We start from the raw sequence: 18623 nt of genomic DNA, 5'->3' as shown, positions 1-18623 counted from the left end.
CCCTCAGCGGGAGGGTCAGTGGGCCGCCACCTGCACCGCCAACCGCGCCTGCTCGATGCAAGCGATCAGGCGATCTTCCGAGTAGGGCTTGCCCAGCAGCTCGGTCACCCCGGCGGCCGTGGCCGCTTCTTGGCGGTCGTCGGCGCCGGTGATCATGATCACCGGCAGGTGCGCGCTGAGCGGGTTGCTGCGCACCAGTCGGGTGAGCTCGAAGCCGTCCATCCCCGGCATCTCCACGTCCGTGATGATGACGTGCGGCAGTTGCGCCGCCATCTTGGCCACCGCTTCCTCGCCGCTTTCGGCCAGCACCAGCTGGTAGCCCTGTGGGGCCAGCGCGCGGCTGGTTTTGACGCGCACGATCTTCGAGTCGTCGACCACCATGACGATGGTCTCGGCGGGCTGCAAGGGGCGGGTGGCGACCGGTGCCGGGGCCAGGGCGGCCGCCGCCGCTGCCGCTGCCGCTGCCGCTTCGGCGGCTTCGCGTTCGGCCTGTTCGGCGGCCAGGCGCTCGGCTTCGGCGCGCGCCGCGGCTTCGGCCGCTTCGGCCTGGAGACGTTCGGCCTCGGCCCGCGCCGCTTCGGCGGCTTCGCGTTCGGCTTGTTCGGCGGCCAGGCGCTCGGCTTCGGCGCGCGCCGCGGCTTCGGCAGCCAACAGTTCGGCTTCCGCCCGAGCCGTGGCTTCGGCAATTTCAGCGGCTTCGCGTTCGGCTTGCTCCGCGGCCAGGCGGGCCTCTTCGCCGCGGATGGCGGCTAGGCGTTCGGCTTCGGCTCGAGCGATTTCCGCCGCTTCTGCCGCTTGACGCTCGGCTTCGGCCCGGGCCGCTTCGGCAGCTTCGCGCTCGGCTTGCTCGGCGGCCCGCCGCTGCGCTTCGGCGCGTTCTGCGGCTGCGGCTTCGGCTTCGGCTGCTTGGCGCTCGGCTTCTGCTTGCTCGGTTTGTGCACGCGCCAGAGCCTCTGCGGCCTCCTGTTCCGCCTGCTGGGCGGCTCGGTCAGCCGCCTCGGCTTCGGCCTCGTCGCGGCCGGGTTCGGTCGCCTCGGTGGTCGCGGGGGTGGGTTCGGTCCGTGCCACCGGCTCGCCCGTGGGCGATGGCTCGTCGTCGAGCCGTGGGGCTTGGGCCTCCAGGCGTTCGATGGCCTCGCGCGCGACCCGCTCGGCCTCGCTGTCGCCATCGGCCATCGCCGCCACCAAGGCGGCATAGGCGTCGGCCGGGTCTTGCGGTTCGTCCAGGCTCGTCGACAGGGGCCCTTCGGCGTCGGCCGCGTCCGGCGGCAGGGTGTCGGCGTGCTCGGACAGGGTGGGGGTGTCGTCCGGGTGGGACTCCAGGACGGCGCGCGCCTCGGCGAGGTCGCGTTCGTCGCGCGCGCGCTTGGCCTGCAGCCAGCGCCAAACGAGGCCCGCCAGGGCCGCAGCGGCCACAGCGGCCAAGATCCACAAAAGGGTGTCGGTCATCGGTTGGATCAGCGGGGGCGACCGCGCATCGCACGGCGAACCCAGTCGTGAGGATTGGTAACAGCTTAGCGAATGCCCGCGGTCTGGCAAAACGTCAGGGGTGGCAGCCCGTCCACTTTGACGCGCATCAAGCCCCGTTGGTGAAGGTGTTGAAACCCGCGTGCTTCGCCCTTAACTTGGAGCCTGCAGCGCGATCCGGAGCGTCGCTGATTGGGTGCCCAGGCCCGCCAAGGTGGCGGCGCCGGGTTGTTTTCTGTCATGCCACGGGAGTTCCCCATGAACCGCTTCCCCATCCGTTCCAACCTGTTCGACGACCTGTTCCGCGACGCCGCCCCCGGCTTCTTCGTCCGCCCCTTGCACGGCGACGCGCTGCCCGAGCGCATTCGGCTGGACGTGAAGGAGTCTGAGCAGGCCTACACCGTGCTGGCCGAGCTGCCCGGTGTTGCCAAAGACGACATCCACGTCGACATCGACGGCAGCTTGGTGACTCTGCGCGCCGAGGTCAAGCAGCACGACGCCCAGCGCGATGGCGAGGGCCGGGGCGAACGCCTGGTGCGCAGCGAGCGCTACTACGGCAGCGTGGCCCGCAGCATTCAGCTGCCGGTGGACGTGGACGAGGCCGAAGCCAGCGCCAAGTACGACAACGGCGTCCTCACCCTGAACCTGCCCAAGCGCCGCGCGCCGGTGGGCCAGAAGCGCGTGCGCATCGACTGAGTCGCTGGGCTCAGGCCAGGCGGGGCGGCAGGGCGTCGGCCAAGAAGTCGAACACCCGCCGCACCGCCGGGTTGCCGCGAATCTCGCGGTGCACCACCAGCCACGCCGGCAGGCTTGGTGTGGGCAGCTCGGGCAGCAGGGGCACCAGCCCCGGCGTGCTGTCCACCAAGTAACGCGCCACGAAGCCGATGCCTGCGCCCGCCATCACCAGCGCGGCGTAGGCCACCTGGTCGTCGGTGCGCAGCGCGAAGTGCTCGCGCGCCAGCGGGCTCCCCGCGGCGGCAAAGCCTTGCAAGATGCCCTCGTCCCGGTCCATGCCCACCAGGGTGTGGCCCGCCAGTTCCGTCGGCGAGCGTGGCGTGCCCCGGCGCGCCAAGTAGCTTTCATGCGCGCAGGCCACCACGGCCACTTCGCCCAGTTGGCGCGCCACCAAGCCGCTTTGAGCCGGTCGCAGCATGCGCAGTGCGATATCGGCCTCGCGGCGCAGCAGGTTGCTCACCGCGTTGGTGGCCACCAGCTCCACCTGCACGCCCGGCTCTTGCCGCTGCAGCTCCGCCAACAGCGGCGGCAGCAGGGTCACGGCCGGTACTTGGCTGGCGCTGACGCGGACCGTGCCTTGCGTGCTGCTGGCGCGGCGCAGCAGCTGTTGCCCCATGTGCTCGGCGCCCTCGGCCATGCGGCGGGCAGCGTCGGCCAGCTCGCGCGCCGCGGCCGTGGGCTGCACGCCGCGTCCGGTGCGCTCGAACAGTGCCACGCCCAACTGCGCCTCCAGTGCAGCGATGTGACGCGACAAGGTCGGTTGCTGGGCGTTCAGCGCGCGAGCGGCACCCGTCAGGCTGCCGGCGTCCAGCACCGCCAAAAAGCTGGGCACCAGGGACCAATCGAAGCGGGGGAGTGGGCTCATACCAAAACGCATGGCTGGTTTGCAGGGTGGGTCGATTGTGGAATGGCCCACGGAAAGGCACAGTGGGCCTGTCGCCATCCGGCAGCCCCTGAAAGCCCAGCATGACCGTCCTCCCCGCCGTCCTGGTGCTTGGCGCCCAAGGCCGCTTGGGTCGCGCCGCCACCCAGGCCTTTGCCAGCTCGGGCTGGCGCGTGCTGGCCCAGGCCCGCCGCACCGAAGGCCTCGGCCCCCTGGCCCTGACCCTGCCGCTGGCCGACACCGTCGCCCTGGCCCAGGCCGCGCAAGGCGCGCGCGCCGTGGTCTACGCCGTGAACCCGCCTTACACCCGCTGGGCCACCGAGATGCTGCCCCTGGCCCGCCAGGGCATGGACGTGGCCGAGCGCCTGGGCGCCACCTTTCTGCTGCCCGGCAACGTCTACGCCTACGGCGCCGGCATGCCGCCCCTGCTCACCGAAACCACCCCCGAGGCCCCCAGCACGGCCAAGGGCGCGCTGCGCGCGCAGCTGGAGCACGAGCTGGCCGAGCGCGCCGCCGCCGGCCGCCTGCGCAGCGCCGTCCTGCGCGCCGGCGATTTCTTCGGCCCAGGGCAAGGCACCTGGCTGGACCTGCTCATCGCCAAGAAACTGCCCCAAGGCCGCCTCGTCTACCCTGGCCCCATGGACGGCGTGCCCCACGCCTGGGCCTACCTGCCCGATCTGGCCCAGGCCTTCGTCGCCCTGGCCGAGCGCCGCGGCGCCGAAGCCCACGAACGCCTGCACTTCGAAGGCCACACCCTCACCGGGCGCGAGCTGCTCGACGGCCTGGCCCGCGCCGCCCTGCAACTGGGCTGGGTCGAGCGCGTGCATGCCAAGTCCATGGCCTGGTGGCCCTGGCAGCTGGCCGCCCCCTTCGTTCCCCTGCTGCGGGAGGTGATGGCCATGCGCTACCTGTGGGACGTTCCCCACCGACTTGACGGCACCCGCCTGCGCCAGCGCCTGGGCGAGGCCCTGCCCCACACCCCGCTGGACGAGGCCCTCCTCGCCACCCTGCGCACCTGGCGCCCCGAAGTCCCTCAGGCCACCCCCGTTGCCGCGGAGGCTGCATGAGCTCGCAGGGCCGCCCCAAGGGCGAATCCCGCAGCGCCCGGGCGCGGAGGGTGGGCCAGTGAACGCCATCCACCCCGCCCGCATGACCGCCCGCCTGGACGGCGACTTCGTCGTCTTCCTCATCGGCATGCGCTTCAACCGCCTCTGGCGCGTGGACCGTTGGGCGCCCGTGGTGGCCGCTATGCCGCGCATGCTGCGCGAGTTGGCGCAGAAGCCCGAGCTCGGCTTCCTGCACGGCGAGAGCTATTTCGGCCGCACCACGCTGATGCTGCTGTACTGGCGTTCGCTGGACCCGTTGCTGGCCTACGCCAAGGCCAAAGACGCCCGGCACCTGCCCGCCTGGGCCGCCTTCAACCGCGCCGTGGGCACGGACGGCAGCGTCGGCATCTGGCACGAAACCTACCTCGTCGGCCCCGGCCGCTACGAGAATGTGTACGTCAACATGCCGGCGTTCGGGCTGGGGGCGGCGGGGGCGTTGGTACCGGCCGTGGGGCCGTTGGCGTCGGCCCAGGGGCGCGCGGCGCACGGCGGTCGCCGCGACGGGGCATCCGCCGAGTCGCGCTGAGGGGCAGCTCGGTAGGGCGGCTCGTCGGGCGCAAGCCCATGCGGTGGGCACTGAGGCAACATGACTTGCTCGAACCGCAGCCGAGTGCTGCGGGTTGTGGCACCCAGGTCGGTGTCTCTTCCAAGCACCGTGTTGAGCCTCAACAGTGGAGCAACCATGAAATTTGGTTACGCAATCATTTATGTGCCGGATGTTTCGTCGACGCTTGCCTTCTTTGAACGAGCGTTCGGTTTGTCGAGGCGCTTCCTCCATGAATCCGGTGCTTATGGCGAACTGGACACAGGCGAAACAGTCTTGGCGTTTGCGTCCCTTGAATTGGGGAATGCCAATCTACCCGCTGGCTTTGTTGCCGCAAGTGCGTCGGAGCAACCGCTCGGGTTCGAAGTCGCGTTTGTGACACCGTCCGTTGCCGAAGCTCACGCGAAGGCGGTGTCTTGCGGTGCCACCGAAGTCAGGCCTCCCGAGTCCAAGCCGTGGGGGCAGGTCGTGTCGTATGTTCGGTGTCCTGACGGCACCTTGGTTGAACTCTGTTCTCCGTTGGGTGGCTGACGTGAGGCCCAACGCTTCGGTCGAGGGGCCAGTCCAGACCCTGCGCTTCCGGGTGCCCGCCCCTCGGTCGGCTGCCCCTCACCTTGGACGATGAGAAGCAGCCATGATGACTTTGTCAGTTTTGGGCTTCTTGTTGGTCGTTTTGGGGGGCATCGGCACCTTGATCGCTGCGTTTCGAACCAGCGTTTGGTGGGGTCTCGGGTGCTTGCTGATCGCGCCCGTCAGCTTGGTGTTTTTGATCGTTCAATGGAACGTGGCGAAGAACCCCTTTTTCGTGCAGCTGGCCGGTGGCGGCCTGCTGCTTGCCGTTGCTGTGATGGGCGGCCGCGTGCACTGACGGCGGTGCACTGACGGGACGCCGCTCCGGCGGGATCTCGCCGCGCGGACGAAGCGGGGGCGGGCCATCGGGTTCCCACGGCCCAGGGCAGCCGATACTGCCGTTTGGGTTTTCAAGGGGGATGAAACGTGGAACCAACGCCAGTCAAAGCGGCCGCCATGGACGAGCCCAAGCATTCGGGTTTGGGGATTGCCTCATTCATCATCAGCTTGGTGTCGGGCGTCTTGATCTTCTTGTTGATCGTGATCGCCGGTGTGATGGAGGCATCCACCCCGGGGGGCATCGACGAAGAGTCCCCCGCGGCTGTGGCCATTGGTTTGTTCCTGTTCGCCTTCATCGGCCTGGCCTTGGTGGCCTTGGGGTTGGGGGTCGGGGGCCTGATGCAGGCCAACCGCAAAAAGATCTTTGCGATCTTGGGCACGGTGTTTTCGTCGGTGTCCATCGTCGGCACCCTCTTCATCATGTTGCTCGGGCTGGCCGCCGGGCAGTAAGACACTGGGTCTCCAGCGGGCTCGCTCCAGGGCCCGCCCCATTCGGCCGCCTTCCCCAACCCAACAGGAGCTTTCCCATGTTCAGCCACGTGATGGTCGGCACCCACGACCTCGATCGTTCCATCGCCTTTTACGATTCCGTGCTCGGCGTGCTGGGTGCCGCCCCGGGCGCGCGCAGCCAGGCGGGCACCGGCCATTGGCGTGCCTTTTGGCGTCACGCTGGGGCCAGCTTCGGCGTGTGCGAGCCGATCAACGGCGAACCCGCCACGGTGGCCAACGGCGGCACGATCGGCTTCTTGTGCGACAGCCCCGAGCAGGTGCTGCGCTTCCATCAGGTGGCCTTGGCCCATGGCGGCACCGCCATCGAAGCCCCACCCGGGCCGCGCGAGGGCCCCGCCGGGGTGCTGCACCTGGCCTATGTGCGCGACCCCGACGGGCACAAGCTCTGCGCCTTGCACCGGCCCAAGCGGGCAGGCTGAAAGAGCGGGAACCCCTCCAACGCGCCCGCGCTGACTCGAGCGACGGCGGCGCTGGTCGCCCACATCCCGCCGGGGGTCGGATGTGGGAATTCATGAAACATTAAGGTTATTACCGATTCATATACCTGAACGTCTCCTTAACATCCGTCCCGCTAGCGAACATGAACGTTTGCTGAACGTCGGGCTCCGGAACCTGGCGCTCCAGCAGCACCAACACCCCGAGGAGACCCCCCATGACCCGAACCCCTGGCGCGCGCAACGTGGCGCGCCTGCCCCTGGCTGCCCTGCTGGCCCTGACCGGTGCTTTGAGCGCCCCCACCGCCCAGGCTTTGGACTGGAGCGGCTACTTCCGCGCCGGCCCTGGCCTGACGAGCAACAGCACCAACCGCGCCTGCTACGGCCTGAACGGTGGCACCAGCGGCATGAAGTACCGCCTGGGCAACGAGTGCGACCTGTACGGCGAGTTCTTGCTGAGCCAAGACGTCAAGAAAGACGGCCTGGAGGCCCGCGTCAGCCTGATGACGAACCACTACACGGGCAACACCGACACCGACGGCAAGGGCCTGGCCATCGAGCAGCTGTGGGCCGAGGTCAAGGGCTTTGACTTCGCCCCCGAGGCCACCTTCTGGATCGGCAAAGAGCGCGGCCGCCGCGGCGACGTGCACATCGTCGACACCTTCTTCACCGAGATGAAGGGCGTGGGCGCTGGCGTGAAGAACATCGGTGGCAACTTTGGCGTGGCCTACTACAAGAACGATGACCAGCCCAACAAGCCGGGCCACCGCGTCAACCTCGAATGGGTGAACCTGCCCGCCAACGACGACGCCAAGCTCAACGTGTTCGCCACCTTCACCAAGGGTCAGTTCACCGGCGGCAAATCGGGCATGGCGCTGGCGGTGCGTCACGACCAAAGCAAGTTCCTGGGCACGGGCCTGAGCAACACCTTGTGGGTGCAGCTGTCGCAAGGCTCGGCCGCGCTGAACAGCAACTTCGGCGACTTGAGCGCCGGCAGCAAGGCCAAGGGCTGGCGCATCGTCGAGTCGTTCAATGGCCAAAGCGGCGCGCTGGGCGGCCAGGTCATGCTGCTGCTGGCCAAGGAAACCAACGGCGCGGGCGTGAGCACCACGTCCAGCTCCATCGGCGGGCGCATGAGCTACGGCCTGTCGCGCCACTTCAAGTTCGTCAGTGAGCTGGGCGTGAGCCAGTACAAGCCCGAAGGCGGCGCCACCGCGCGCCTGACGAAACTGACCCTGGCCCCGACCCTGTCGATCGACAGCAGCTTCTGGTCGCGCCCCGAGCTGCGCTTCTACGTCACCACGGCCAAGTGGAACGCCGCCGCGGGCAACGTGACCGGCAACCCGGCCTTCAACGGCAAGACCTCGGGCACCAGCGCTGGTGCCCAGGTCGAGTGGTGGTTCTGATTCCCCGAGGAGACACACGATGAACGCAAAACTGACGATGGTGGCCGCCAGCCTGGCGCTGGCCTTGAGCAGCGCCGTGCAAGCCGGCGAGGTGGAAGTGCTGCACTGGTGGACGGCCGGGGGCGAGGCCAAGGCCGCGCAAGGCCTGAAGGCCAGCCTGCAGGCCAAGGGCCACACCTGGAAGGACTTCGCCGTGGCCGGCGGTGGCGGTGACTCGGCCATGACCGTGCTCAAGAGCCGCGTGGTCTCGGGCAACGCCCCGGCGGCGGCGCAGATCAAGGGCCCGTCCATCCAGGAGTGGGCGCGCGAAGGCCTGCTGCAGCCGATGGATGCCGTGGCCAAGGCCGAGGGCTGGGACGCCAAGCTGCCCAAGGTGGTCAGCGACGTGATGAAGTTCAACGGCCAGTACGTGGCCGCGCCGGTGAACGTGCACCGCGTGAACTGGCTGTGGGCCAACGCCGCCGTGCTCAAGAAGGCCGGCGTGAAGGCGCCCACCACCTGGGACGAGTTCTTCGTTGCTGCCGAGGCGCTGAAGAAGGCCGGCGTCATCCCCCTGGCGCACGGCGGCCAGAACTGGCAGGACTTCACCGTGTTCGAGTCGGTGGCCCTGGGCGTGGGCGGGCCGGAGTTCTACAAGAAGGCCTTGGTGCAGCTGGACGCCGCGACGCTGAACAGCGCCACGATGGACAAGGTGCTGGAGACCTTCCGCAAGGTCAAGGCCACCACCGACAAGAACAGCCCCGGCCGCGACTGGAACCTGGCCACGGCCATGGTCATCAAGGGCGAGGCCGGCATGCAGCTGATGGGCGACTGGGCCAAGGGCGAGTTCCTGGCCGCGGGCAAGGCCCCGGGCAAGGACTTTGTGTGCGCCGCCGCCCCCGGCACGGCCAAGAGCTTCACCTTCAACGTCGACAGCTTTGCGCTCTTCAAACTGAAGAACTCGGCCAACCAGGCGGCCCAGCGCGACTTCGCGTCGGCCGTGATGTCGCCCGAGTTCCAAGAGCTGTTCAACCTGAACAAGGGCTCCATCCCGGTGCGCACCGACCTGAAGATGGACAAGTTCGACGACTGCGCCAAGCAAAGCAACGCCGACTTCCTGGCCACGGCCAAGGGCGGCAGCCTGGTGCCCTCCATCGCCCACGGCATGGCCGTGCCTTCGGCAGTGGAAGGCGGCATCAAGGACGTGGTGAGCCAGTTCTGGAACAACGACAGCATGACGGTGGCGCAGGCCAAGCAGCGCATCGCCGCCGCGGCCAAAGGTTCCTGAGGAGGGAGACGCGGCCCTGGGGCGCCCACCGCCCCGGGCCGCGTGAGTTGGTCCGTTGATTGGGCAGCGGCCTCGCTTTGAACGGGGGCGAGGCCGCCTTTTTTCCCCGCGTCTGTCCTCGTTGTTGGTTCCCCATGTCCGCGTCGTCTTCATCCACCCCTTGGCTGCCGAAACTGGTGCTTGCACCGTCCTTCGTGCTGGCCATGGGCTTCATCTACGGGCTCATCGCCTGGAACGGCGTCTTGTCGTTCTCGGCCTCGCGCCTGCTGCCCAACTACGAGTGGGCCGGCCTCGTGCACTACCAAACCCTGTGGGCCAGCGAGCGCTGGTGGCTCGCGCTGCGCAACCTGGCGGTATTCGGCGGCCTCTTCATCGGCGGGGCCATGGCCCTGGGCCTCTTGATGGCCGTGCTGCTCGACCAAAGAATCCGCGCCGAGGGCGCGCTGCGCACGGTCTTCCTGTACCCGATGGCGCTGTCTTTCATCGTCACCGGCACCGCCTGGAAGTGGATCCTGAACCCCGGCCTGGGCCTGGAGAAGGTGCTGCACGACCTGGGCTTCACCGGCGTGAAGTTCGACTGGCTGATCGACCCCGACAAGGCGCTGTACTGCGTCGTCATCGCCGCCATCTGGCAAAGCGCGGGCTTCGTGATGGCCTTGTTCCTGGCCGGCTTGCGCGCCATCGACGAGTCCATCGTCAAGGCCGCGCAAGTGGACGGTGCGAGCCTGCCGCAGATTTACGCGCGCATCCTCATCCCCAGCCTGCGCCCGGTGTTTTTCTCGACGCTGATGATCGTCTCGCACCTGGCCATCAAGAGCTTTGACCTGGTGATGGCGCTGACCGCCGGCGGCCCCGGCTACGCCACCGACCTGCCCGCCACCTTCATGTACACGATGGCCTTCACCCGCGGCCAGATCGGCCTGGGCGCGGCCAGCGCCACCATGATGCTGGCCACCATCGCCGCCATCGTGGTGCCCTACCTGTACTCCGAGCTGAGGGCCAAGCGATGAAAGCGCACCGCCTCTTCCTGGGCGCCGTGCTGGCCGCGCTGGCGCTGGTGTTCTTGGCGCCGCTGTACGTGATGCTGGCGACCTCGTTCAAGAGCATGGACGCGCTGTACGCCGGCGGCCTGCTGAGCCTGCCGCCCTCGCTGGACTTCAGCGCCTGGGCCAAGGCCTGGGGCAGCGCCTGCACCGGCATGCAGTGCAACGGCCTGCAGCCCTTCTTCTTGAACTCGGTGGCCATGGTCATCCCGGCGGTGGTCGTCTCCACCGTGCTGGGGGCGTTGAACGGCTACGTGCTCACGCAGTGGCGCTTCCGCGGCAGCGAGCTGATGTTCGCGCTCATCCTGTTCGGCGTGTTCATGCCCATGCAGGTGGTGCTGCTGCCCATGAGCCAGGTGCTGGGCTGGTTGAACCTGAGCGACTCGCTGGTGGGCCTGGTGCTGGTGCACGTGCTGGCCGGCCTGCCCAGCACGACGCTCTTCTTCCGCAATTACTACCTGGGCGTGCCTGGCGAGTTGCTGAAGGCGGCGCAGTTGGACGGCGCGGGCTTCTGGACCTTTTTCTGGCGCATCCTGGTGCCGCTGTCGGGGCCCATCGTCACCGTCACCGTCATCTGGCAGTTCACCGCCATTTGGAACGACTTCCTGTACGGCGCCGTGTTCAGCGGCTTCGACAACAAGCCCATCACCGTGGGCCTCAACAACCTCGCCAACACGACCAGCAGCGTCAAGGAATACAACGTGGACATGGCCGGTGCGCTCATCGCCGCGCTGCCCACGCTGATCGTCTACGTGCTGGCCGGCAAGTACTTCGTGCGCGGCTTGACCGCTGGGGCGGTCAAGGGTTAGCCCCTCGTCCAAGGAATACCTTGGCCGGTCCCCCGGGGGGACGGCGAGGCTGGCGGGCCGGACCCGCCGGCCTCACCAGCGGGGCCGGCTTGGGGCGGCCCGGCGCTCGGCCCGAAATGCAAGAAAGGCAGTCAAACATGCAAAGTCTCAAGATCCAAGGCATCCGCAAGACCTTCCACGAGACCGAGATCCTCAAGGGCATCGACATCGCGATCGAGCCCGGCGAGTTCCTCATCCTGGTGGGCCCCAGCGGCTGCGGCAAGAGCACCCTGCTGAGCATGATCGCGGGCCTGGACCAGCTCACCAGCGGCCACATCCACCTGGGCGAGCGCGACATCACGCACCTACCCAGCAAGGACCGCGACATCGCCATGGTGTTCCAGAGCTACGCGCTCTACCCGAACATGAACGTGGCGCAGAACATCGCCTTCGCGCTGGAGATGCGCAAGGTGCCCAAGGCCCAGCGCGAGGCCAAGGTGCAGCAGGTGGCCGAGCTGCTGCAGATCCAGCACCTGCTGGACCGCCGCCCCGCGCAGCTCAGCGGCGGCCAGCGCCAGCGGGTGGCCATGGGCCGCGCCCTGGCGCGCGAGCCGCAGCTGTTCTTGTTCGACGAGCCGCTGTCCAACCTCGACGCCAAGCTGCGCGTGGAGATGCGCGCCGAAATCAAGCTGCTGCACCAGCGCACGCGCACCACCACCGTGTACGTCACGCACGACCAGGTGGAGGCCATGACCCTGGGCGACCGCATCGCCGTGATGAAGGACGGGCAGGTGCAGCAGTTCGGCACCCCGCACGAGATCTACACCGCGCCGGCCACCGTGTTCGTGGCCGAGTTCATCGGCTCGCCCGCCATCAACTGGGTCAGCGCCCAGCGCGCCTTGGGCGGCCTGGCCGCCAACGGGCAGATGCTGATGCTGACCGAAGCGCAAACCGAGCGCCTGCCCGAGGGCGACTGCCTGCTGGGCCTGCGCCCCGAAGCGTTGCAGTTCGCCGACCGCGGCCTGCCCGCGCGCATCCACCTCATCGAGCCCACCGGCCCCGAAACCTACGTGGCCGCCGACACCGCCTTGGGCCGCCTGACCGCCCGCGTGCCCGGCCAAGTGCGCGAACGCGTGGGCGACCTGGTGCACCTGCAATGGGCGCCCGAGGCCCTGCACCTGTTCGACGCGCGCACGCAGCAGCGCGTGGCCTGAGCGCCCTGGCCTTCGGGCGGCTGGATCAGCCCGCGGGCGCCGCCGCCGGCTCGGGCAAGAAGGCCTCCACCAAGGCGGGCGTGATGGCCATGGGCTGGCCGCGCCAGAGCACGCGACCTTGGTCGTTGGTCATCAACGAGTAGGGCAAGGCGCGCACCTTGAGCTGGTCGGACAAGCTGGGCTGGCCTTCGCAGGCCACGGCGTAGTCCATGGCCACTTGCTGGCGGAAGGGCCGCACCACCTCGGGCGGCTCGCGGGTGACACCCACCACCAGCAGGCCGCGGTCGCGGTAGCGGGCGTGCAAGGCATTGAGGTGGGGCATGGCGGTTTTGCAAGGCCCGCACCACGTGGCCCAAAAGTCGATCAGCACCAGCTTGCCCTGCCAGCGGGTGTCGGCCGGCGTGGGGGGCTCGTAGCGCAGCGCGTGCGGGGGCAGCACCTGGCCGACCTGGACGCTGTTGAACCAGTCCATCAGACCGGCTTGGGCGGCGCCCACCGGCAGCAGGGCGGCGGTGGCCAAAAGGGAGCGACGTTGCATGGGGTCTCGAACGGGGGGCGGGGTCAGGCCGTTGACTTTGGCCTTCAGGGCCGGGGCAGGCGCAGGGTGAAGACCACGCCATCGGCGGCGTTGCGAACCTCGATGGTGCCGCCCATTTTGGCCAGGTAGCCGCGGGCGATGAACAGGCCTTGGCCGCGGTGGGTGGGGCCTTCGGCGTCGCCCGCGCCCAACTCGAACAGGGTGTCCAAGCGCGCGGGGTCGATGGTCGGGCCTTGGTTGTGCACCTCGACCTGCGCCGTCTCAGCGCCTGCGAGCAGGTGCAGCACGATCGGCGTGCCGGGCAGGCGGTAGCGCTGGGCGTTGGTCAGCAGGTGCGTCAGCGCGTCTTCGAGCTTGAGCGCGTCGGCGTAGACCTCGCAGGGCGCGTCGCAGCCTTCGGCCACCACGCCCTCGATGCCGGCGTAGGGCGCATTGGCGGCCACCTGGCGCAGGAAGTCGGCCAGGTCCAGGCGCTCGCGCTGCACCTGGGCCTGGGTCATGGCCTCGCCCACCGAGGCCTGGCCGTACAGCAGGTTCAGCGCGGCTTGCATGCGCAGCAAGTAGCGGCGGCTGGTGTCGTCGTCCGCCCCGTGCAGGGCCAACAGGCTTTGCAGCGGGCTCATGATTTCGTGGCCCACGGCCTGCCATTGCTCGCGCTCTTGGTGGGCGCGCAGCTGCTCGCCGCGCAGGTGCTCGCGGGCGCGGGCCAGCAGCTCACTCAGGGTGCCAGCCAAGATGCCCAGCTCGTCGCGGCCCTTCAGGTCGTCCACGTCCAGCGGCGGCAGTTGGTCGGGCGCGCGCTGAAGCTGCAAGGTCAGCGCGTTGGCGCGGCGGGTGAGTTGCGCCATGCGGCGCAGCAGGCCGATCTCGACGATCAACCAGGCCAACGCGATGGCCCCCGCCAGCCCCCCGAAGTAGCTGGCGTAGCGCGTGGCCGTGGCGCTGAGCGTGCGGTCCACGCTCTTGAGGTCGCCCTCCAGGCGCAGGCGGTGGCCGCTGGGCAGCGTGGCCTCGGCCTGCAGTGGGCCCTCCAGCCGGGCCGCGGGCAAGCGGCGGATCAGGCGCGTGAGCCAAGGGTAGGCCGCTTGCCCTGCGGGCGCCGGGCCTTGCACGCGGGCGATGGGGGTCTCGCCCTGGGCGGCGAACACCGTGAGCAGCTCGCCGGCTTGCAGGTTGGCGGCCAGGTCGCCCACCGAGGGCGCAGGGCTGGCGCTGGCGCGCAGGCTGTCGAACAGCAGGCCCGTTTGCGGATCTGGGCCCAGCAGCTGCACGGCCACACGCAACTGGGGCAGGTCGGCCGGTGGCCAAGCGGCGCCAGCGCGCGCGGCCTCGCGCCAGGCGGCCACGGGCACGCGCAGCGTGAGCAGGGTGCGGCGCGCGCAGGTGGCGGGGTCGTCGCCGTCTTGCACGCAGGCGGGCTCTTGCCAGAGCCAACCGCGGAAGTCGCGGTCGGGGCGGGCGCGAGGGTCCAGCGCGTCGGCGTCCGTCGCAAAGCCGGCGAGTTGGCCGCGGCGCTCGCTCAGCAGCTCCAGCGGCGCCAGCCAGCGCTGCCGCTGGCCGGCGTGGGTCAGCAGCACTTGGGCGCGGTGCACCTCGTCCAAGGCGGTTTGTCCGGGCGCGCGGCCCAGCAAGGGTCCGGCTTGCAAGCGCACCACGGCGTACACGAAGGCCCCGGCGCTGGCGCGCTGGCCCACGGCGATGCAAGCCTCGCTGCCGTCGGCGTGGCGCTGCGAGCAGCCGCTCATCTCCACCGCGCGCTCGGCCTTGGCCGGGTCGTCGAAGTCGATGGCGCCAAAGGGCAGTCGCAGCGGCACGCTGCCCTGGGCGGTGTCAGCCGGGCGGCCGGCGTTGCGCAGGGCCAATTGCCCGCTGGGGTGGCGCAGGCGCTCGGCCAGCACGTCCAGCTGGCCGCGAAAGCCGGCCTCGTAGGCGCGCTGCAGGCGCTGGCGCTCGTCGGTCAGCAGCTGCAGAACCAAAAACGCACTGCCGGCCAGCAGCAGCACGAACACAGCGCGCAGCAGCGCGCGGCGCCGAAACGCTGCCAGCGGCAAGCGCGGCAGCCGAGGCAGGTGCGGGTTGAAGCGGTTCACCGCGCCGACCAGCGAAAGCCCCGCATGGGCACGCTCTCGATGCCGTCGAACGCCGGGTCCACCTCGCGCAGCGCGTCGCGGATGGTGGCGATGTGCTTGCGCACGTTGTCGCGGCTGCGGCCGCTCTTCACGGCGTCGAACAGGGTCTCGTAGGCCACCACCTCGCCGCGGTGTTCCAACAGCGTGGCCAGGATGCGCTGCGCCGTCAGCGGCAGGTTCAGCTTCTGGCCGCGCCACAGCGGCGTGCGCTGCCACAGCGGGTCCAGCGTGGGGGCGTCGTCGCTCGCAGGGGCGGTGGATTGCCGCGTCTGGCGGACCAAGGCCAGCACGGTGTCGATGAACTCGGCCTCGTCGAACTGGGTTTTCTGCAGGTAATCCCAGGCGTCCAGCGCCTTCATGATGGAGCGGTACACCGCCGCCGGCATGGCGCTGACCACCAGCACCGGCGTGCCCTGGCCGCGCTTGTTCAACAGGTTGATGAGGGCGATGCCCGCGTGCCGCTCGCGGCCCAACTCCAGGTCCAGAGTGACCAGGTCGTAGCGCTCGCGCTGCAAGCCGGCCTCGGCGCCGTCGCGGTCGAAGTAGGTGTCGATCTGCGCCTGCGGCTGGGCGGCGCGCAGCCAGCGCACGAGCTGGTCGCTGGTGGGGGGGTCGTCTTCGACGACGGCGATGCGCAAGGTGGGAGGGGTCATGGGCGTGCTCACGCCGAGATCGTCGCATTGGCGGCGGCCGCCCCGTGCGGAAGTTTTCTTCCGCGCCACGCCCCACTCCCACCCCGCGGCGCCCTGGCGCGCTCCGGGGGGTCGGCCGGACAGTGAGACCCATCGACCACCCGCTCCAAGGAGAGCTTCCATGACCGCCTCGAACGACCCGCTGAACGACACCACCGCCACCCCGATCCCGATGACGCCCACCACGGGCCAACGCCTGCTGGACGCCGCCGAGAGCCTGGCCCGTCACACCCTGCCGCCCCTGCGCCGCGCCCTGCTGCCCCTGGCCGCCGTGGCCGCGCTGGGCGGTGGCGCTTGGTGGTTGAGCCAGCAAACGCAAACCATCCCCCGCGGCCAGCAGCTGGTGCGCACGAACACGTGGACGGGCGGCGTCGGCGTGCTCATTGAGGGCCGCGCCTGGGTGCTGCCCGGCGTGCACGAAGCCCGCCTGCTGCCAGCCCGCGACTGGGTGCTGCAGGCCCAAGGCCTGAAGCGCGCCGACAGCGCACAGGCCCTGCAAACCGTGGAAGGCCTGTCGGTGGGCCTGGAGGTGAGCCTGCGCTTGGGCCTGGACCCCAAGCAGCTGCCCATGCTGGCCCGCAAGCTGCCCGAGCGCATCGACGCCGAACTCGTCGAGCCCGCGCTGGCCTCCATCCTCTACAAGCACGTGGCACAGCACACGGTGCGCGAGCTGTTCAGCAGCCAGCGCGCCGAGATCCAGCGCCGCGTCGAGGCCGAGCTGCGCACCCAACTGGCCGCCGACGGCATCGTGCTCAAGGGCCTGAACTTCGGCGCCGTGGACCTGCCGGCCGACTACCGCCGGGGCATGGACGCGCTGCTGGCCGAAGGCCTGGCCGCCGACAAGATGCGCTTCACCCTGGAGCTGCGCGCCAAGCAAGGCCAAGAGGCCGAGATCAACGCCAACACCGAGCGCCGCAACCGCGAGATCGCCGCCGAGGCCGCCGCTCGCGAGCAACTCATCCAGGCCAAGGGCCAAGAAGAAGCCATGAAGCACGTGCTGCCCTTCAAGCAGCGCCAGATCGAGCAGCGCCAGCTCGAAGCCGAGGCCGAGCGCCAGTCGCGCGTCAAGCTCGCCGAAGGCGCGGCACAAGCCCGCCAGATCGAGGCCGAGGGCGAGGCCAAGGCGCGCCAAAAGCTGGCCGACGCCGAGGCCTACCGCATCGCCGAAATCGGCAAGGTCAACGCCGTGCAGATGGAGCGCGAAGGCCGCCTCATCACCAAGCACCCGCTGCTGGTGCAGAAGACCCTGGCCGACAAGCTCAGCGACAAGGTGCGCGTCATCGTCGCGCCCCCCGGCATCGCCGGCAGCCTGATGGGTGGCCCGTTGGACACCCCGCCCGCCCCGGCTGCTGGCGCACAAACCACCTCGGAGGAATGAGCCATGCCGAACCTCCGTCACACACTGGCCCAAGCCACTGCCGTGGCCCTCGCTTCCAGCGCCGCCATCGCCCTGGCCTTGCTGCTGCCACAGCCCGCCCACGCTGCCTCGGCCCTGGTGCTGCAAGACGGCAGCGCCCTGCGCGCCGCGCCCAAGGACGCCGCGCCCCTGCTCACCCCGCTCACCCGCGGTGAAGCGCTGGAGGTGCGCGGCACCCAGGGCGACTGGCTGCAGGTGTGGGACCACCGCCGCGAGCGCGGCGGCTTCGTGCGCGCCGATCGCCTGCTGCCCCTGACGGACGGCAGCACCGCGCTGCCCGAGCTCAGCGCCCAGCTGCGCCTGGTGCGCCGCCAACCCGGCGCCGAAGCGCTGGGCCTGGGCCTGGCCGCCGCCGTGATCGAACGCGCCCCGGCCGACTGGCTCACCGGCCCCGCCGGCGCCGAGCTGCTGGACGCGCTGGTGGAGGTGAACGAACGCCTGGCCGAACGCGCCCAGGCCGCCGCCACGCCCGGCCAGCAAAGCAGCGCCGCCGCGCAGGCCGAAGTAGCGGCCCGCTACGGCTACCCTCTGCGCCCCGTGCCCCTGGCAGACGGCACCCAACGCCTGTGCGCCAACACCGAGCCCGCCCGCCTGCTGCGCGGCCACCCCGCGGCTCGCCCCGACCAACAAGCCCGCGCCGCCCTGGCCCTGACCCGCCCCGAGTGCCTGAGCGCCGACACCCCGGCCCACCAGTGGGCGGCGGTGCACGCCGCCCGCGCCCAAGCGCTGGACGGCATCCACCTGACCGAGCTGCCCGGCCCCCTGCGCAACCGCCTGCTGCTGCGCCGCGTGGGCGTGCTCAGCAGCCTGGCCTTCTCCCAGCGCGGCACCGACGCCACCGCCCCCGCCGGCCAGGCCCTGGCCGCCTGGACCCAGCTGCTGCCCGCCGAGCTGAGTGACGACGACGCCCCCGCCCTGCGCGAGGCCGCGCTGCGCATGGCCCCCATGCGGTGGGCCGCCCGCCCCGCCGTGCGCGAGCAGCGCTTGGGGCAAGGCCAGCTGAGCTTGAGCGCCGGCGCCACGCCGGGCGAGACCTGCCTTCGCTGGCAGCACCCGAATCCCGAGGGCAAGTGGCTCGACACCGTGCAGCGCTGCACCCACGCCTGGGTGCACGCCACTAGCGCCCGCCTCAGCCCCGACGGCCGTTCCCTCGTGCTCGCCGTGCAGCCCCTGGACGGCTGGACCGAACTCTGGCGCTTGGGGACCGACGGCACCGTGCAAGTCCTGCCCCCCAGCGCCGCCGTGCCCGGCCTGGGCATGGCCGAGTTCGCCGGCTGGTCGCCGAACAAAGACGGCCTGCAACTCCTCGTCGCCCGCGAGGCCGCGGCCGAGGGCAAGGTGCTGCGCCGATTCGAGGTCTACGGCAATGACTTCGTGCAGCCCCTGCGCTGGGCCACCGAGCCCTCGCCGCTGGCGGCGTTCCAGCGCAGCGCCGATGCGGCGTGGAAGGCGGGGAGTCCGTTGGCGCGCTGAGGCGTTGAAAGCGGCCCCCGACCCCATCCAGCTTGGGGGGTTGGAGGCCTCGCCAGCTCGGCCACAAT

Annotated in this window: 19 protein-coding genes; 14 read left to right on the top strand and 5 right to left on the bottom strand. The window is 70.1% G+C overall.

The genetic code is table 11. From position 1 onward, the window contains the following. Positions 1-15: 15 nt before the first annotated feature. Positions 16-1449 carry a response regulator gene (locus tag O9335_RS01165; protein ID WP_298382274.1) on the bottom strand — a complete coding sequence of 478 codons (1434 nt, stop codon included), beginning with the start codon at positions 1447-1449 and terminating at the stop codon, positions 16-18. A 276-nt stretch (positions 1450-1725) separates the two neighbouring features. On the opposite strand from O9335_RS01165, the gene O9335_RS01160 reads away from it, so the two are divergent. Further along, positions 1726-2163 (top strand): Hsp20/alpha crystallin family protein, encoded by a 438-nt coding sequence (locus O9335_RS01160; RefSeq protein WP_298382270.1) that lies wholly within the window; start codon positions 1726-1728, stop codon positions 2161-2163. 10 nt (positions 2164-2173) lie between these two features. Here O9335_RS01160 and O9335_RS01155 read toward each other — a convergent pair whose 3' ends face one another. Beyond that, positions 2174-3067: a LysR family transcriptional regulator gene (locus O9335_RS01155; RefSeq protein WP_298382267.1), complete on the bottom strand. Its 894-nt coding sequence runs from the start codon at positions 3065-3067 to the stop codon at positions 2174-2176. A 101-nt stretch (positions 3068-3168) separates the two neighbouring features. Between O9335_RS01155 and O9335_RS01150 the strand changes: the two genes are divergently transcribed. The 11 genes from O9335_RS01150 (at position 3169) to O9335_RS01100 (ending at position 12306) form a co-directional block, all read left to right on the top strand. Further along, positions 3169-4152: an NAD-dependent epimerase/dehydratase family protein gene (locus O9335_RS01150; RefSeq protein WP_298382264.1), complete on the top strand. Its 984-nt coding sequence runs from the start codon at positions 3169-3171 to the stop codon at positions 4150-4152. A 58-nt stretch (positions 4153-4210) separates the two neighbouring features. Next, a complete protein-coding gene (locus O9335_RS01145) occupies positions 4211-4717 on the top strand; it encodes a DUF4188 domain-containing protein (protein ID WP_298382262.1) in 507 nt (168 codons plus the stop codon). A 156-nt stretch (positions 4718-4873) separates the two neighbouring features. Continuing rightward, positions 4874-5266 (top strand): VOC family protein, encoded by a 393-nt coding sequence (locus O9335_RS01140; protein WP_298382259.1) that lies wholly within the window; start codon positions 4874-4876, stop codon positions 5264-5266. 106 nt (positions 5267-5372) lie between these two features. Beyond that, the gene (locus O9335_RS01135) at positions 5373-5603 is read left to right on the top strand and encodes a hypothetical protein (protein ID WP_298382256.1); all 231 of its coding nucleotides are present in this window, start codon (positions 5373-5375) and stop codon (positions 5601-5603) included. 128 nt (positions 5604-5731) lie between these two features. Next, complete coding sequence (locus O9335_RS01130) at positions 5732-6094, top strand: hypothetical protein (RefSeq protein WP_298382254.1); 363 nt, start codon at positions 5732-5734, stop codon at positions 6092-6094. Positions 6095-6171: 77 nt separating this feature from the next. After that, positions 6172-6573, top strand: a complete 402-nt coding sequence (locus O9335_RS01125) for a VOC family protein (RefSeq protein ID WP_298382251.1) — start codon at positions 6172-6174, stop codon at positions 6571-6573. Between the two features lie 233 nt (positions 6574-6806). Further along, entirely contained in the window at positions 6807-7994 is a 1188-nt protein-coding gene (locus O9335_RS01120; RefSeq protein ID WP_298382249.1) for a carbohydrate porin, read from the top strand. Between the two features lie 19 nt (positions 7995-8013). Further along, a complete protein-coding gene (locus tag O9335_RS01115) occupies positions 8014-9261 on the top strand; it encodes an ABC transporter substrate-binding protein (RefSeq protein ID WP_298382247.1) in 1248 nt (415 codons plus the stop codon). A 134-nt stretch (positions 9262-9395) separates the two neighbouring features. Beyond that, a complete protein-coding gene (locus O9335_RS01110; protein ID WP_298382245.1) occupies positions 9396-10271 on the top strand; it encodes a carbohydrate ABC transporter permease in 876 nt (291 codons plus the stop codon). Further along, positions 10268-11113, top strand: coding sequence for a carbohydrate ABC transporter permease (locus O9335_RS01105; protein ID WP_298382242.1), 846 nt, complete (start codon positions 10268-10270; stop codon positions 11111-11113). The genes O9335_RS01110 and O9335_RS01105 overlap by 4 nt, the downstream gene beginning before the upstream one ends. A gap of 137 nt (positions 11114-11250) precedes the next feature. Continuing rightward, positions 11251-12306: an ABC transporter ATP-binding protein gene (locus O9335_RS01100; protein WP_298382239.1), complete on the top strand. Its 1056-nt coding sequence runs from the start codon at positions 11251-11253 to the stop codon at positions 12304-12306. Positions 12307-12331: 25 nt separating this feature from the next. Here O9335_RS01100 and O9335_RS01095 read toward each other — a convergent pair whose 3' ends face one another. The 3 genes from O9335_RS01095 to O9335_RS01085 are packed head-to-tail and all read right to left on the bottom strand — an operon-like array spanning position 12332 to position 15626. Further along, positions 12332-12844 (bottom strand): TlpA disulfide reductase family protein, encoded by a 513-nt coding sequence (locus O9335_RS01095; RefSeq protein ID WP_298382236.1) that lies wholly within the window; start codon positions 12842-12844, stop codon positions 12332-12334. Positions 12845-12888: 44 nt separating this feature from the next. After that, positions 12889-14934 carry a HAMP domain-containing sensor histidine kinase gene (locus tag O9335_RS01090; RefSeq protein ID WP_298382233.1) on the bottom strand — a complete coding sequence of 682 codons (2046 nt, stop codon included), beginning with the start codon at positions 14932-14934 and terminating at the stop codon, positions 12889-12891. After that, the gene (locus tag O9335_RS01085; RefSeq protein WP_298382230.1) at positions 14931-15626 is read right to left on the bottom strand and encodes a response regulator transcription factor; all 696 of its coding nucleotides are present in this window, start codon (positions 15624-15626) and stop codon (positions 14931-14933) included. The genes O9335_RS01090 and O9335_RS01085 overlap by 4 nt, the downstream gene beginning before the upstream one ends. Before the next feature lie 160 nt (positions 15627-15786). Between O9335_RS01085 and O9335_RS01080 the strand changes: the two genes are divergently transcribed. Together O9335_RS01080 and O9335_RS01075 are read left to right on the top strand one after the other, a co-directional pair. Then, positions 15787-17043 carry an SPFH domain-containing protein gene (locus O9335_RS01080; protein ID WP_298382227.1) on the top strand — a complete coding sequence of 419 codons (1257 nt, stop codon included), beginning with the start codon at positions 15787-15789 and terminating at the stop codon, positions 17041-17043. Positions 17044-17046: 3 nt separating this feature from the next. Next, on the top strand, positions 17047-18555 hold the full coding sequence (locus O9335_RS01075; RefSeq protein ID WP_298382223.1) for an SH3 domain-containing protein: 1509 nt from the start codon (positions 17047-17049) through the stop codon (positions 18553-18555). Positions 18556-18623 lie beyond the last annotated feature (68 nt).

It is taken from the genome of Inhella sp. (assembly GCF_027532025.1).
GTDB lineage: Bacteria > Pseudomonadota > Gammaproteobacteria > Burkholderiales > Burkholderiaceae_C > Inhella.
This window is presented reverse-complemented; position numbering and strand designations above follow the sequence as displayed.

Bases quoted from the DNA above. Each gene is read 5' to 3' on its own strand.
- O9335_RS01165 (WP_298382274.1), bottom strand. From the start codon at position 1,449: ATGACCGACACCCTTTTGTGGATCTTGGCCGCTGTGGCCGCTGCGGCC.
- O9335_RS01160 (WP_298382270.1), top strand. From the start codon at position 1,726: ATGAACCGCTTCCCCATCCGTTCCAACCTGTTCGACGACCTGTTCCGC.
- O9335_RS01155 (WP_298382267.1), bottom strand. From the start codon at position 3,067: ATGAGCCCACTCCCCCGCTTCGATTGGTCCCTGGTGCCCAGCTTTTTG.
- O9335_RS01150 (WP_298382264.1), top strand. From the start codon at position 3,169: ATGACCGTCCTCCCCGCCGTCCTGGTGCTTGGCGCCCAAGGCCGCTTG.
- O9335_RS01140 (WP_298382259.1), top strand. From the start codon at position 4,874: ATGAAATTTGGTTACGCAATCATTTATGTGCCGGATGTTTCGTCGACG.
- O9335_RS01135 (WP_298382256.1), top strand. From the start codon at position 5,373: ATGACTTTGTCAGTTTTGGGCTTCTTGTTGGTCGTTTTGGGGGGCATC.
- O9335_RS01125 (WP_298382251.1), top strand. From the start codon at position 6,172: ATGTTCAGCCACGTGATGGTCGGCACCCACGACCTCGATCGTTCCATC.
- O9335_RS01120 (WP_298382249.1), top strand. From the start codon at position 6,807: ATGACCCGAACCCCTGGCGCGCGCAACGTGGCGCGCCTGCCCCTGGCT.
- O9335_RS01115 (WP_298382247.1), top strand. From the start codon at position 8,014: ATGAACGCAAAACTGACGATGGTGGCCGCCAGCCTGGCGCTGGCCTTG.
- O9335_RS01110 (WP_298382245.1), top strand. From the start codon at position 9,396: ATGTCCGCGTCGTCTTCATCCACCCCTTGGCTGCCGAAACTGGTGCTT.
- O9335_RS01105 (WP_298382242.1), top strand. From the start codon at position 10,268: ATGAAAGCGCACCGCCTCTTCCTGGGCGCCGTGCTGGCCGCGCTGGCG.
- O9335_RS01100 (WP_298382239.1), top strand. From the start codon at position 11,251: ATGCAAAGTCTCAAGATCCAAGGCATCCGCAAGACCTTCCACGAGACC.
- O9335_RS01095 (WP_298382236.1), bottom strand. From the start codon at position 12,844: ATGCAACGTCGCTCCCTTTTGGCCACCGCCGCCCTGCTGCCGGTGGGC.
- O9335_RS01085 (WP_298382230.1), bottom strand. From the start codon at position 15,626: ATGACCCCTCCCACCTTGCGCATCGCCGTCGTCGAAGACGACCCCCCC.
- O9335_RS01080 (WP_298382227.1), top strand. From the start codon at position 15,787: ATGACCGCCTCGAACGACCCGCTGAACGACACCACCGCCACCCCGATC.
- O9335_RS01075 (WP_298382223.1), top strand. From the start codon at position 17,047: ATGCCGAACCTCCGTCACACACTGGCCCAAGCCACTGCCGTGGCCCTC.